A 13,684-nucleotide genomic window follows, 5' to 3' on the forward strand; every position below is an offset into this window, starting at 1 on the left:
GGTGTTACCGACAACGGTCTCGACGCGCCCCCCGCGCCGCAACTGCCGAACGGGTGTGTCCGTGGCACCGGACGGACGGAAGATCACCGTTCGTCAGTGGGCCGAACGTCCGATCTGCGGGCAGGCATCCACCGAACGGTGGTTCAGGCGCACGCGGACGCGGGCAGCCCCTGCACCGGCACCGGCGAGCGCCCGGGCGCCGGCGCCTTGCCGACCAGCACGTCGGCGAGGGCAAGCATCGACGCCTGTGCCGAGGAGTACGTCGCGACGAGGGTGCCCTTCGCCGAACGCAGCACGTACGGGGTGTCGAGGGCCACCGTGACGGCCGCCGACGCGGACAGGTCGGAGGCACCCTTGCCGTAGCCGACGAGGCGGACCTCCGTGCCGCCCTGCTTCACCACGGTGGCGCCGGCGGCCGTCAGGGCGGCCTCGAGCCAGCCGCGGGCGGTCTCGCTGCCGGCGCTGGTGACCCGGACCTGGCCGGTGACGAGGGCTCCGGAGCAGGGGCCGCGCAGGACGGTGACGGCCGCGGCGGCGCTCGCCCGCGCGGCCGCCCGGCCCGCGTCGCCGTTGACGGTCGAGGCGTCGGGGCGGGGGACGGCGGCGAGGCGGAACTTCAGCGTCAGGATGCGGGTCGCGGCCTCGGTGAGGCGCTGCTTGGGCAGCCGGCCGGAGCGCGCCGCGTCGAGCAGGCCCTTGTACGCCTCCGTCAGCTTCGGCGGCATGAGCAGGATGTCGTTGCCGGCGAGGACGGCGCGCACGGCGGCTTCGCCGGGCCCCCACTGCTCGGCGGGCTCCATGTTGAGCGCGTCGGTGACCACGACGCCGGTGTAGCCGAGCTTCGTGCGCAGCAGGTCGATGAGGACCTTGCTGGAGAACGACGCCGGCACGCCCGGGTCGACCGCCTTGACGTCGAGGTGGCCGGACATGACCAGGCCCACCCCGGCGGAGGCGGCGGCGACGAACGGCGGCAGGTCGCCGGTCTCCAGGCCGCCGAGGGTCTGGCTGAGCACGGGCAGGTTGCTGTGGCTGTCGACGGTGGTGTGGCCGTGCCCGGGGAAGTGCTTCACGGTCGCGGCGACGCCGGCGGACTGCAGGCCCTTCACCGCGGCGGCCACCTGGGCCGCGACGAGCTTCGGGTCGCTGCCGAAGGAGCGGGAGCCGATGACCCCGCCGGGCTGGGCGCCGAGGACGTCGGCGTCGGGGGCGAAGTCGACGTTGACGCCGATGGCGGCGAGCTCGGTGCCGGCGGCCTTCCACGCGGCCTCGGTCAGCGCCGGGTCGCCGCCGGCACCGAGGGCCATGGCGCTGGGCAGCTGCACGATGCCGTCGCGGATGCGGGTGACCTGCCCGTATTCCTGGTCGGTGCCGATGAGCAGCGGGATCCTCGCGGGCAGGCCGAGCGCGGCCGCCTGCAGGCCGCCGGTGAGCTTGGTGACCTGGGCCGGCGACTCGACGTTGGTGGTCTTGTTGGTGCCGGCGGTCGGGTCGTCGGCGCTGCTGGACACGAGGATGATGCCGCCGAGGTGATATTTGCGGACGATCTCCGCCGGGGTCGAGGCACCGGCGTAGGCCTTGTTCCCCGACGCGGAGCCGGAGGAGACCTTGTCGGCGTCGTTGCCGTAGGCGTACGGCATCAGCAGCTGCCCGATCAGCTCCTCGTCGGACAGCCGGGCGACGAGCTCCGCGGCCTGCTTCGCCGGGTCACCGCCGGGGATGACGGCGGAGTCCTGCGCCGTCGCGGACGGCGACGGCGTCTCGGGCCCGCCGCCGGTGCACCCACCGAGCAGGACGGCGGTGGCCACCAGCAGGCGTGACATGGGTCCAGGGCGCAGCACCGTGCCACTCAACCACGCACGTGCAAGTTACCCAACCCGGGTGAGCAGCGTCATGGGGACGCCGTCGGCGGCGTGCCGGTAGGGCTCCAGCTCGGCGTCCCAAGGTCCACCCAGGGCCTTCTCCATTGCGTGGGCGAGCGTCTCGTAGCCCCGCGACGTGGCGATCAGGCTGCGGAGTCGGTCTTCGGACAGCACGATGTCGCCGTTGGCGCTCGTCGAGCCGTGGAAGAGCCCGCGGCCGGGCACGTGCATGAACCGCTCGCCGTCGACGCCGGGGCTCGGCTCCTCGGTGACCTCGAAACGGATCATGGGCCACTGCCGCAGGGCAGCCGCCAGCTCGCCCCCGGTCCCGGTCGCGCCGGACCATGAGCATTGGGCCCGGCGAGCCGACGGCTCGACAGGCTGCGGTGTCCACTCGAGTCTGACCGGCGCTCCGAGGACGCGCGCGATCGCCCACTCGACGTGCGATGACACGGCGAGCGGTGACGAGTGAACATATATGACGCCACGCGTGGGCACGTATGACCTCCCGGAGACCGAGGTGCGTCTTCCCCTACGACCTCGAACCCGGCACGGTCTGCCCTATGGCTATGTGCTTGTGGGACTCATGATGACGATGTTGTGCGCGGTGCGCCAGAGAATCGGCAACTCGGGTCCCACGAAATGTCCAACGGGTGGAGCCCCCACCAGGTAACTCGTTTTTTTGGCCGGACCTGGCGGGTGTTACAGTTTTGCTGCCTTCAGCAGTTTCAGCCTCGACAAGGAGCACCCGCCGTGGCCCAAAACACCTCCAAGACCGCGCGGGCCTCAGTCCGCGCAGGCCAGGCCGGCGCATCCGGCGCCCTGAGCGTGCTGGGTGAGTTCAAATACCTCATCCCGCTCAACGGCGGCAAGCACGTCTACGTGCGCAACCTGACCAACGGCAAGACCAACCGTCTCAGCACCTCCTCCGACGCCTTCGTCGAGGAGATCCGGGTGCTGGCCGGCGCCGGCCACGCCACCAAGCTGCGGGTCGAGCTGCAGGCGCTCAACTCCGCCCACCCCGGCCACGGCTGGGACGCGACGGAGCAGCGCCTCGTCGACGCGGGCGTGTTCGAAGCCGCCTGACGCGTTTCGCCTCCACAACCGCCGCCCGGGACGTCCCGGGCGGCGGTTGTGCGCTGCAACCGGTTCACTCCTGAAATGCTCCCGCAGATCACCGGGGTATTTCGACGTACTTCCGGGTAACAATGGGCCATGGGTACCGTCGTCTCCACCTCCACCGTGAGGCTCGCGGACGGCGCCGGCCTGTACAGCGTGCTGTATCCCGCCGCGCCCGCCCCGGGTGACGGCGTGGCGCGGACCCCGGTGACGGTGGTCCTGCTGCACGGCTGGACGCTCGACAACCGCCTCTGGCAGCAGCAGATCGCCGACCTTCCGGCCCGCCTCGGCGCCGTCGTCGACATGCCGGTCCAGCTGCTCGCCTTCGACCTGCGCGGCCACGGCCGCTCCTCCGCGACCTCGGGCACCGACGCGACCCTGGAGCAGCTCGGCGACGACCTGGCCGAGGTCGTCACCCAGCTGGTGCCGCACGGGCCGATCGTGCTCGTCGGGCACTCCCTCGGCGGCATGGCGATCATGGAGTACGCACAACGCCACGCCACGGCGTTCGCCGCCCGGGTCGTCGGCGTGGTGCTCGTGTCGACGTCGGCGGAGGGCTCGTCGCGGACCAGCTACGGGCTGAGCCCGCGGCTGGCCCGGGTGATGCGGGTCGTCGAGATCCAGGGCGCCGGCCTGCTCGCCCGCTCCGGCGCCTGGCGGCCGCACCGGCGGCTGATGCCGCTGCTGGCGCCGGGGGTGCGCTGGCTGGTGTTCGGGCACCGGGTCGACACGTCGTGGGTGGCGCTGACCGCGTCCATGGTCGGCAACGCGCCGCTGTGCGCGATCGGTGGGTTCCGGCCGTCGGTCGACCTGCACCATCGCGTGGAGACCCTGGCCGCGATGCGGGGGCTGCCGGTCGCGGTGCTGGTCGGGACCCTGGACCGGCTGACACCGGTGGCGTGCGCGGCGACGATCGCCGGTGAGCTGCCCGACGCCGAGCTGATCACGTGCGAGGACGCGGGCCACATGCTGCCGATCGAGCGGCCCGACGCGGTCACCGACGCGATCGCCGGCGTGATCGCCCGCGCGGCCGACAGGACCCGCGTGGTCCGGCAGCGGACGACCGCGGCGAAGGCCGGCGGGACCGCTCCCGTGGCGAAGATCGGCAAGTCGGCGCGCAAGCCGGCGCGGCGGGCCGGGCGGAGCGAGGCCGACCCGGGTGCGGCCGGCCCGGGCGAGACCCACCCCGGCGACGCGGAGGTCAGTGCGGTGGCGTGACGGTGACGCCGTCGAGGGTGCGCACGAAGTCGGCGCCCAGCGCGGTCGCGGGCGTGTGGGTGCCCGGCGCGATCCCGCCCTCGAGGACCCGCTGCACCGCCCGCAGGGACGCGTCGGCGGTCAGGGCGTAGGCGTTCGGACCGGTCAGCGTCGCGGTGCGCGTGCCGCCGGCGCCGTCGGTCACCTCACCCCACACCTCGCAGCCGGTCCCGGCCCGGCGGGTCGTGGACGGGCCGCCGGCGGGCACCAGAGCCTGCGCCACAGCGCGCAGCGGGCGGAACCCGAGCAGCCGCACCAGTGGCGACGCGGCGTTGCGCGGCAGCCGCATGTACACCGTGATGTTCTGCACACCGGTGGAGTGGTGGGCGGTCACGAGGTCGCCCCACCGGGTCGCGCCCACGGTCCGCTCCCCCGACGGGAACGGCACCGTCCGCGACGGCGTGCCGAACGGCGTCGCGACGAGCTTGCCGTCGACGCGGCGGCGGCCGCCGGACGCGGCCTCACCGAGGCTGGTCCGGGCGGTGCCGCGGCTGAGCCCGCCCGGCGCGTCGAACGCGAGCTCCAGGCGCACGGCGCCGGGCAGGGCGGCGACGAGCATCGCGGCGAGGCAGTCGGTCGGCACGACGTCGAACCCTGCGCCGGTCAGCAGCACGACCCCGGCGGTCACCGCGCGTGACGACTGGGCGAACATCCAGTCGAAGACGTCGAGCTCGCCGGTGATGTCGAGGTAGTGCACGCCGGCGGCGAGGCAGGCGTCCACGAGGGGGCGGGCGGTCGCGGCGAACGGCCCGGCGCAGTTGACGACGGCGGTGACACCGTCGAGGTCGGGCGCCGCGAGCGGGAACGCCCGGTGCGGCAGCCCCAGCTCGGCGGCGAGCGCCGCCACGGCCGCCGACCGGCCGGCGAGCACGGGACGTTCACCGCGTTCGGCGGCGAGCCGGGCAAGAAGTGACCCGCTGTAACCGTTCGCGCCATACACCATCCACGTCACGGTCGTCACGGTATGAGAGGGTGGATGCGACGACCACGGCGGGGAGGCGACTGTGCATCACATCGAGACGTGGATGGCCACGCTCTCGCCGATCTGGGTCTACCTGCTGGTCGGCGGTGTGATCGGGATCGAGAGCATGGGGATCCCGGTCCCGGGCGAGATCACACTCGTCACCGCTTCGCTGCTGTCGGTGACGACGAGGATCGACCCGTGGCTGGTTGCCGCGTCGGCGTCCGCGGGAGCGATCATCGGCGACTCGATCGGCTACTTCATCGGCCGGCGCGGCGGGCGGCACCTCCTGGAGCGGGTCGGGCGGCGGTTCCCGAAGCATTTCGGCCCGGCGCACCTGGCGAAGGCCGAGCGGGCGTTCCAGCGGTGGGGCGTGTGGGCGGTCTTCTTCGGCCGGTTCATCGCGCTGCTGCGGATCCTCGCCGGTCCCCTCGCCGGCGCGCTGCGCGTGCCGTATGGCAAGTTTCTGATCGCGAATGCCCTCGGCGGCCTGACCTGGTCGTTCGGCACCGTCTTCGCGATCTACTCGGTGGGCCGGGTGGCCGAGAAGTGGCTGAAGGACTTCTCCTGGATCGCGCTGGCCCTCGCCGTCGTCGCGGGCCTGGTCACGACCCTGTTCCTGCGCCGCCGGGCGGCCGCGGAGGCCCGGGCCAGCCGCGAGGAAGCCGAGAAAACGCCGGCACCCACGCCGTGAAGTAGGCTCGTAGGGTTGTTTTTTCAACCCGGGTGCTAGGGGTGGGGCGTTGAACGACGCGGTTCGCGAGTCGGAGATCGCCGCCGAACAGGCATATCTTGTCCGGGTCTACACCCGCCTCGATCAGTTGCGGATCACGGCCGCCGAGGTGGAGCGCGAGGGATACAGCCTGGCCAGGGTGGGTAACTTCGGCGCGCTGGTCGAGCGCGACGCGATGGTCTACCACGCCGCGAAGCGGCGCCGGGCTCTGGAGAGCGAGCACGACGGCCTGGTGTTCGGCCGGCTCGACCTCGGCCCGGACGGCCGTTCCGGCGACGGCGCGGACGCCGCTTCGGCGGATCCGGTCGTGCCCGGGGGTGAGGTTCGTTACATCGGGCGGCTCGGCCTGCGCGACGAGACCTACGAGTCGCTCGTCGTGGACTGGCGGGCGCCGGCGGCGGCGCCGTTCTACCGCGCCACCCCCACCGACCGGATGGGGGTCGTGCGCCGGCGGAGCATCCGCAGCAGCAACGAGAAGGTCATCAGCATCGAGGACGACCTGCTCGACCCGGAGGCCGCGCCGAGCGAGATGGCGGTGATCGGCGACGGGGCGCTGCTGGCGAACCTGTCCCGCGCGACCGGCACGGGCATGAAAGACATCGTTGCCACGATCCAGCGGGAGCAGGACGACGCGATCCGCTCCCCCAGCCTGGGCGTGACGATCGTGCGCGGCGGCCCGGGCACCGGCAAGACCGCGGTCGCCCTGCACCGCGCGGCGTACCTGCTGTATGCGGACCGTAACCGGTACGAGTCGGGCGGCGTGCTCGTCGTCGGCCCGTCGGACGTCTTCGTCGGGTACGTGTCGCGGGTGCTGCCGTCCCTGGGTGAGGACACCGCGTCGCTGCGCTCCCTCGGGCAGCTCCTCGAGGGCGTGCTGGGCACCCGGCACGAGCCGCCGGAGGTCGCGGCGGTCAAGGGCTCGCTGCGCATGCAGCGGGTGCTGAGCCGGGCGGCCCGCGGCCCGGTGCCCGACTCGCCGGACCGGCTCAGGGTGCTGTACCGCGGCGAGCTGCTGGTCCTGGAGCGCCCGGCGCTGGACGACCTGCGCCGCACGGTGCTCAACCTCGGGGTGCGGCGCAACGCGGCGCGGGCGAAGGCGGCCGGTCACGTGCTGGACGCGCTGTGGCGGCAGAGCGTGGAGCTGCTGCCGTCGGGGCGGCAGCAGAAGCGTGAGGAGTTCGCGCCGGACATCGCCGAGCGCCCCGAGTTCGTGGCGTTCATGCGGTCCTGGTGGCCGGTGCTGCGCCCGGCGCAGGTGCTCGGCTGGCTCACCGACCGTCACCGGCTGTCACGGTGGGCGAACGGGGTGCTGAGCAACCGGGAGATCGCGGTGCTCGCCGGCGCGATCCGCCCGGACGACCCGTCGGTCGAGGACGTGGCGCTGCTGGACGAGCTGCAGGAGCTGCTCGGCGACCCGCCGGTGCGCAAGCGCGCGGCGCGGGACCCGTTCCAGGTCGCGGAGGGGGTCCGGGAGGTCACCACCTACTCGGACCGGATGGCGGCGGCCCGGGCGCAGGCCGTGGAGCGCGCGGCCGACTACCGCGACTACGCGCACATCATCGTCGACGAGTCGCAGGACGTGTCGCCGATGCAGTGGCGGATGATCGGCCGGCGCGGACCCAACGCGACGTGGACGATCGTCGGCGACCCGGCGCAGGCGGCATGGGGCGACGCGGCCGAGGCGGAGCGGGCGATGGACGGCGCGATCGGCAGCCGGCGGCGCTCGGCGTTCACGCTGACCACCAACTACCGCAACTCGGCGGAGATCTTCGAGGTCGCCGCCCGGGTGATCCGCAAGGCGCAGCCGGACATCGAGCTGCCGACGGCGGTGCGCAGCGCCGGCGTGGCGCCGGTCCTCACCACGGTGACGGTCCCGGACCTCGAGGCGGCCACCCGGGCCGCCGCGCAGACGCTGCTGGAGCAGGTGGAGGGCACGGTCGGGGTCATCACCCCGACGGCCCGCCGCGACGAGATCGCGAAATGGGTCGACGGGCTCGACGAGCGGGTGCAGACCGTCGGCGCGCTGGACTCCAAGGGCATGGAGTACGACGCGGTGCTGGTGGTCGAGCCGGCGCAGATCCGGGACGAGGCGAAGACCGGGTTCCGGACCCTGTACGTGGCGTTGTCCCGGGCAACCCAACGTTTGACCACGGTTGGAACCGCGCCCTTCTGAACATCGTTCGCACAGTTCTCTGTTCGAGTTTGTTGACTTCTGGTCGGCTAGGTTCGAAGCTGTAGCGCATGCGAGCGCACCCAGCCGCCCTTCGAGGGGGTGTCCACCCGGCCGTCAACTTCGGCCGGGCCACCGGGGTGCACACCGTCCCTGGCGACGTAACGTCTGCGTTGGAATCTGCGATGGGTTTTGCCATCCGCGCAGCCGCGCCAGCCGCTGCGCCTGCGAAGGGAACGGCGTGATGCTCGCACAGCAACGTCAAACGGCCATTCTGGATCTGGTGCGCCGTCACGGTGGCGTGCGGGTGAGTCAGCTGGTGCGCCAGTTCGGCGTGTCCGACATGACCATCCGCCGCGACCTGGAGGCCCTCGCCGACCGCGGGCTGGTCGACAAGGTCCACGGCGGTGCCACCATCGCCGGCCCCGGATCCACCGAGGAGCCCGGCTTCGACGCGAAGTCGGTGCGCCAGCGCAACGAGAAGGCCGCGATCGTCGAGCGGGCCGCGAAGCTCATCGAACCGCACACGGCGGTCGCGCTGTCCGCCGGCACCACGACGGCGGCGCTCGCCGCGCACCTCGTCGACGTCCCGGGACTGACCATCGTCACCAACTCGATCCCGGTCGCCGACACCCTGTACCACGCCGGCCGGCCCGACCAGACGGTCGTGCTCACCGGCGGCATCCGCACCCCGTCCGACGCCCTCGCCGGCCCGGTCGCGGAGGCGGCGATCAGCTCGCTCAACGTCGACGTGCTGTTCCTCGGCGTCCACGGCATGAGCCCCCGCACCGGTTTCACCACGCCGAACCTCATGGAGGCCGGCACCAACCGCCTGATGGTCTCCGCCGCCCGCAGGCTGGTCGTGCTGGCCGATCACACGAAATGGGAGATGGTCGGCATCGCGACCATCACCCCGCTCGACGAGGCGGACATCCTCATCACCGACATCGGGCTTCCCGCCGAGGCACGGGTGCAGCTCGCAGAGCGCGTCGGTGAACTCATCGTGGTCGATCCGAACGGTTAGCCACCCCCACTGGAGAACGAGTGAAGCGCACGGTCACCCACCTCGCCGACGGTCGGGAACTCATCTACTTCGACGAACGCGACGACGCGTCCCGGGACGCCGTCGACCAGCGGGAGCTGCAGCCCCCGCCCGCCGCGTCAGAGATGCGTCACGACCCCATCCTCGACGAGTGGGTGGCCATCGCCGCACACCGGCAGTCCAGGACCTTCCATCCGCCGTCCGACCAGTGCCCGCTGTGCCCGTCCACACCGGACTGGCAGAGCGAGATCCCCGCCGGTGAATACGACGTGGTCGTGTTCGAGAACCGGTTCCCGTCGTTCAGCCACCGGGTGGGGCCCGGGCAGGGCGACGTCCTGCCCGACCTGGTGCCGACCCGGCCGGGCGCGGGCCGCTGCGAGGTCGTCTGCTTCACCTCGGACCACAACGCGTCGTTCGCGTCGCTGTCACAGGCCAGGGTCCGCACCGTCATGGAGGCCTGGGCGGACCGCACCGCGGACCTGTCGACCCGCGACGACATCGAACAGGTCTTCTGCTTCGAGAACCGCGGGACCGAGATCGGGGTGACGCTGTCGCACCCGCACGGGCAGATCTACGCGTACCCGTTCATCACGCCGCGGACCCGCCGGATGCTCGCGTCGGCCCGCGCGTATCGAAGCGAACACCCCCACGGCAACCTCTTCGCCGACGTCCTGGCCGCCGAGCGGGCCGACGGGTCGCGGGTGGTGGCGCAGAACGCGCACTGGACGGCGTTCGTGCCGGCGGTGGCCCGCTGGCCGTTCGAGGTCCACCTGTACCCGCACCGGCAGGTCCCCGACATCCCGGCGCTGGGCGTGCCCGAGCGCGACGCGTTCGCCCCCATCTACCTCGAGGTGCTGCGCCGCCTCGACGGCATGTTCGGGCTGCAGATGCCCTACATCTCCGCCTGGCACCAGGCCCCGGTCCGGGCCGACCGGCACCTGGCCTACCTGCACCTGCAGCTGTTCAGCACCCGCCGGGCGCCGGGCAAGCTCAAGTACCTCGCCGGCTCGGAGTCCGGCATGGGTGTGTTCGTCAACGACGTGCGGCCGGAGCAGGCCGCCGAGATGCTGCGGGAGGTCCAGCTGTGAAGCCCGCCGCCGAACGCCTGAAGGATGGCCGGGAGAAGGCCGACACGTTGTGGGTGAGCCCCGGCCGGGTCAACCTCATCGGCGAGCACACCGACTACAACGACGGTTTCGTGCTGCCGTTCGCGCTGCCGCAGGCGACGGCGGTCAGCGGGACCCTGCTGCCGCGGAAGCACTGGGTGGTCACGTCGGAGCAGACCGGCGAGACGGTGACGTTCGACCTCAGCGCGAAGGTCGAGGGCTGGGCCGCGTACGTCGCCGCCGTGGTCTGGGCGCTGCGGGAGGCCGGCGTCGACGTGCCCGGTGCCCGCCTGGCGATCGCCTCCGACGTGCCGTTCGGCGCCGGGCTGTCCTCCTCCGCCGCCCTGGAGTGCGCGGCCATGGCCGTCCTGGCCGACCTGGCCGGCGCCGACCTGCCGATGCACGACCGGCCGCGGCTGGCCCAGCGCGCCGAGAACGAGTACGTGGGCGCGCCGACCGGCATCATGGACCAGGCCGCGTCGACCCTGTGCCGGGAGGGCCACGCGCTGTTCCTGGACTGCCGTTCCCTGGCCACCGAGCAGGTGCCGTTCGACCTCGCCGCGGCCGGGTTGAAGATCCTGGTCGTGGACAGCAAGGCGCCGCACGCGCACGTCGACGGGGAGTACGCGGCCCGCCGCAGGACGTGCGAGGAGGCCGCCGGGATCCTGGGCGTGGCGGCGCTGCGCGACGTCGACGTGGACGCGCTGCCCGACGCCCTCGCCAAGCTCGACGACGACACGACCCGCCGCCGGGTGCGGCACGTGGTGACGGAGGACCAGCGGGTCCTGGACACGGTCGCCGCGCTGCGCGCCGGTGACCTGCGCGCGGCGGGGCCGCTGATGACGGCGTCGCACGCGTCGATGCGCGACGACTACGAGATCACCGTGCCGCAGGTCGACACCGCGGTCCGGGTGGCCCTGGAGCACGGCGCGCACGGCGCCCGGATGACCGGCGGCGGGTTCGGCGGCTGCGTCCTGGCCCTGGTCGACGAGCAGCGGTGCGACGCGGTGGAGGCGGCGGTGCGGGAGGCGTTCGCCGTCGCCGGCTTCACGCCTCCCGACACCTTCGTGGTCACCCCCGGTCAGGGGACGTCCAAGATCAGCAGATGAGCCGTGCGTCGGCCCAGTCGGCGTGGTCGAAGTCGATGGAGCCGGCGCCGGACGTGACCAGCCGCAGGTTGGTGCGCCCGGCGACGGCCACGTCGACGGTCGCGGGTGCGGCCGCGGTCACGGTCGGGCTGGTCCACAGCGTGACGCCGTCGGCGACGACGCTGAACACCACACCGGTCGAGGACGTGCCGACCTCCGCGTCGATGCCGGCGACCGCGGTGAACCGGCTGCACGCCCCGCCCAGCGGGACGGTGACGTCGCCGGCGGCGTGGACACCGACCCCCTTCGGGTAGCTGACCCCGCCGACGGTGATGAGGCTGCCGTCGCCCGCGGCCTGTTCGCCGTTGGAGATGTCGCGTTCGGCGGGACCCCAGCCGTTCACGGCTGCGCCCCAGGTGCGGTCGCTCACCGCCGTACCGCCGCCGCTGCCGCCGCAGACGAGCGTCGGGGCTCCCCAGTCGGCGTGGTCATAGCTGATGCCGTTGTTGCGGGCGTCGGTGACGCGCAGCTCCAGGGTCAGGTAGCCGCCGGTGGAGACAGTCAGCCGGGTCGGTGCCTGCCCGCCGGTCTTGACGCCGGTGAAGCCGAGCAGCCGCCCGTCGCCGTAGACCGCGAACCGCACGGAGCCGTTGGTCCCGACCTCGCCGTCGACGCCGACCTGGGCGGTGAACGTGCGGCAGGCCCGGCCGAGGTAGACGTGTACGGCGGCGTCGGCGTGCGTGCCGATGCCCTTCGCGAACGCGGTCCCGCCGATGGTGAGGCCCGGCCCGTCGCCGGCGGCCTGCTCACCGTTGGCACGGTCGCGTTCCACCGGTCCCCACCCGCCGCTGGAGGCGAGCCAGGGCAGGTCGCTCACCTGGAGCGTCCCGGCGGCCGGTGGGGCGGCCAGGGTGCCGGCGCGGGTCACCCGGAACATGGCGACCCCATGTGCGGCCACGGTCGCCGACAGCGTTCCTGCCGTGCTTCCGGTGGCACCCGTCCAGAGGTTTTTCGTGGTGTACGACGACGAGCCACCGAGCCCGAGTGCCGCGGCGGACGTGGACACGGTGGTGGCCGATCCGCCGCGGTTGAACAGCACCGCCGCGACGGAGCCGTCACTCATCGGTTTGGCCCACACCTCGGCGTCGCCGTTGTCCGCGACGCGGCGGCCCTGTGACCCGCCCCAGTCCTGGTTGACGGCGATGACGTCGGCGTTGCGCAGGACGTTGAGCGTGGCCGCGGAGACGCTGCGCAGGTCGTTGCCGAGCAGCAGCGGCGCGGACAGCACCGACCAGAGCGAGAAGTGCGCGACGTTCTCGTCGGCGGTGAGCGGCCCGTTGCCGACCTCGAGCATGTCGGGGTCGTTGTAGAAGCCCTTGCGGGCGAAGGTCTCCAGGCCGGCCTGCTGGTCCAGCAGCGAGGTGATGCTGCCCCAGCTGGCGTTGATGTCGCCGGTGGTGCGCCAGAGGCTGCCGCCCGCGTTCGGCGCGAACTCCCACGGCGCGTCGTCGCCCCAGTTGCAGATGCTGTAGACGATGTGCCGTCCGGTGGCCTTCAGCGCGTCGCCCATTGCCTTGTAGCGGGCGAGGGCGGGGCGGCCCTGGTTGTTGCAGTTGTCGTACTTGAGCAGGTCGACGCCCCACGACGCCCAGGTCTGCGCGTCGATGGTCTCGTGGTCGAGGCTGGCCGGCAGGCCCTGGCAGGTGGCGGTGCCCGCCGAGGAGTAGATGCCGAGCTTGAGCCCGCGGGCGTGCACGTAGTCGGCGACGGCGGCGATCCCGCCGGGGAAGCGGACCGGGTCGGGGCGCAGCCGGCCCTGCGCGTCGCGGGTCGGCGCCATCCAGCAGTCGTCGATGTTGACGTACGTGTAGCCGGACGTGCGCAGGCCGGTGCTCACCATGGCGTCGGCGGTCGCCTTGATGAGGTTCTCGTCGATGTTGCAGCCGAACCGGTTCCAGCTGTTCCAGCCCATCACCGGGGCGGCGACGGGGCCGGGCTGCGGGGTGGCGGTGGCGGCCGCCGGTTTTGTCGCGATCACAGTCATGACGGTGGATGCGAGCAAGGCCGTGGCGGCGGCCGTCAGGGCGCGTTGCAGCGCCCGGGGACTTCGGGTCATCCCAGCTCCCAGGTCGAGTAAGATCGAAAGTGTTGAATATTGTGGCATACGCGACGGCGATTGGACACGATCGATCGCCCCGGTGTCGGGACAACTTCGGCAAGGTCTCGAACATGTGACAGTTGGTGTTTGGTTTTGGGCGGGTGGGTGGAAAGTCTTGACAGAAAAAGTTGGAGGATGAGTGAATGCGGTACACCCCGAACGCGGTGCCGCTCGCGCCGCAACCCGCCCCT

The 13,684-nt window shown here is 72.4% G+C and carries 11 protein-coding genes; 7 read left to right on the plus strand and 4 right to left on the minus strand.

Translation table 11 applies throughout. The features are described from left to right. Positions 1-143: 143 nt before the first annotated feature. Together AB0K00_RS36955 and AB0K00_RS36960 are read right to left on the minus strand one after the other, a co-directional pair. Positions 144-1,820, minus strand: a complete 1,677-nt coding sequence (locus AB0K00_RS36955) for a glycoside hydrolase family 3 N-terminal domain-containing protein (protein WP_363530582.1) — start codon at positions 1,818-1,820, stop codon at positions 144-146. 45 nt (positions 1,821-1,865) lie between these two features. Continuing rightward, a complete protein-coding gene (locus tag AB0K00_RS36960) occupies positions 1,866-2,357 on the minus strand; it encodes a DUF3145 domain-containing protein (protein WP_363530585.1) in 492 nt (163 codons plus the stop codon). Positions 2,358-2,612: 255 nt separating this feature from the next. Here AB0K00_RS36960 and AB0K00_RS36965 point away from each other — a divergent pair, with 255 nt between their 5' ends. Together AB0K00_RS36965 and AB0K00_RS36970 are read left to right on the plus strand one after the other, a co-directional pair. Beyond that, positions 2,613-2,945: a hypothetical protein gene (locus AB0K00_RS36965; protein ID WP_363530587.1), complete on the plus strand. Its 333-nt coding sequence runs from the start codon at positions 2,613-2,615 to the stop codon at positions 2,943-2,945. Between the two features lie 129 nt (positions 2,946-3,074). Beyond that, positions 3,075-4,196 (plus strand): alpha/beta hydrolase, encoded by a 1,122-nt coding sequence (locus tag AB0K00_RS36970; RefSeq protein ID WP_363530589.1) that lies wholly within the window; start codon positions 3,075-3,077, stop codon positions 4,194-4,196. On the opposite strand, the gene AB0K00_RS36975 is transcribed toward AB0K00_RS36970, so the two are convergent. Beyond that, complete coding sequence (locus tag AB0K00_RS36975; RefSeq protein ID WP_363530739.1) at positions 4,180-5,178, minus strand: saccharopine dehydrogenase NADP-binding domain-containing protein; 999 nt, start codon at positions 5,176-5,178, stop codon at positions 4,180-4,182. The genes AB0K00_RS36970 and AB0K00_RS36975 overlap by 17 nt on opposite strands. A 61-nt stretch (positions 5,179-5,239) precedes the next feature. Here AB0K00_RS36975 and AB0K00_RS36980 point away from each other — a divergent pair, with 61 nt between their 5' ends. The 5 genes from AB0K00_RS36980 to galK all read left to right on the plus strand — a co-directional run bounded on the left by AB0K00_RS36980 (position 5,240) and on the right by galK (position 11,356). Then, positions 5,240-5,890: a DedA family protein gene (locus tag AB0K00_RS36980; protein ID WP_363530592.1), complete on the plus strand. Its 651-nt coding sequence runs from the start codon at positions 5,240-5,242 to the stop codon at positions 5,888-5,890. Between the two features lie 49 nt (positions 5,891-5,939). Further along, a complete protein-coding gene (locus AB0K00_RS36985) occupies positions 5,940-8,102 on the plus strand; it encodes an ATP-dependent DNA helicase (protein ID WP_363530595.1) in 2,163 nt (720 codons plus the stop codon). A gap of 241 nt (positions 8,103-8,343) precedes the next feature. Further along, entirely contained in the window at positions 8,344-9,123 is a 780-nt protein-coding gene (locus tag AB0K00_RS36990) for a DeoR/GlpR family DNA-binding transcription regulator (protein WP_363530597.1), read from the plus strand. A gap of 20 nt (positions 9,124-9,143) precedes the next feature. Then, positions 9,144-10,229 carry a galactose-1-phosphate uridylyltransferase gene (gene galT / locus AB0K00_RS36995; protein WP_363530600.1) on the plus strand — a complete coding sequence of 362 codons (1,086 nt, stop codon included), beginning with the start codon at positions 9,144-9,146 and terminating at the stop codon, positions 10,227-10,229. Further along, entirely contained in the window at positions 10,226-11,356 is a 1,131-nt protein-coding gene (gene galK / locus AB0K00_RS37000; RefSeq protein ID WP_363530603.1) for a galactokinase, read from the plus strand. Before galT ends, galK begins: the two co-directional genes overlap by 4 nt. On the opposite strand, the gene AB0K00_RS37005 is transcribed toward galK, so the two are convergent. Continuing rightward, the gene (locus AB0K00_RS37005) at positions 11,346-13,451 is read right to left on the minus strand and encodes an NPCBM/NEW2 domain-containing protein (RefSeq protein WP_363530606.1); all 2,106 of its coding nucleotides are present in this window, start codon (positions 13,449-13,451) and stop codon (positions 11,346-11,348) included. The genes galK and AB0K00_RS37005 overlap by 11 nt on opposite strands. Between the last annotated feature and the right edge of the window lie 233 nt (positions 13,452-13,684).

The organism is Dactylosporangium sp. NPDC049525 (assembly GCF_040676755.1).
Lineage (GTDB): Bacteria > Actinomycetota > Actinomycetes > Mycobacteriales > Micromonosporaceae > Dactylosporangium.

Coding starts and splice junctions, on each gene's coding strand:
- AB0K00_RS36955 (WP_363530582.1), bottom strand. CDS start 1,820: ATGTCACGCCTGCTGGTGGCCACCGCCGTCCTGCTCGGTGGGTGCACC.
- AB0K00_RS37005 (WP_363530606.1), bottom strand. CDS start 13,451: ATGACCCGAAGTCCCCGGGCGCTGCAACGCGCCCTGACGGCCGCCGCC.
- AB0K00_RS36990 (WP_363530597.1), top strand. CDS start 8,344: ATGCTCGCACAGCAACGTCAAACGGCCATTCTGGATCTGGTGCGCCGT.
- AB0K00_RS36975 (WP_363530739.1), bottom strand. CDS start 5,178: ATGGTGTATGGCGCGAACGGTTACAGCGGGTCACTTCTTGCCCGGCTC.
- AB0K00_RS36970 (WP_363530589.1), top strand. CDS start 3,075: ATGGGTACCGTCGTCTCCACCTCCACCGTGAGGCTCGCGGACGGCGCC.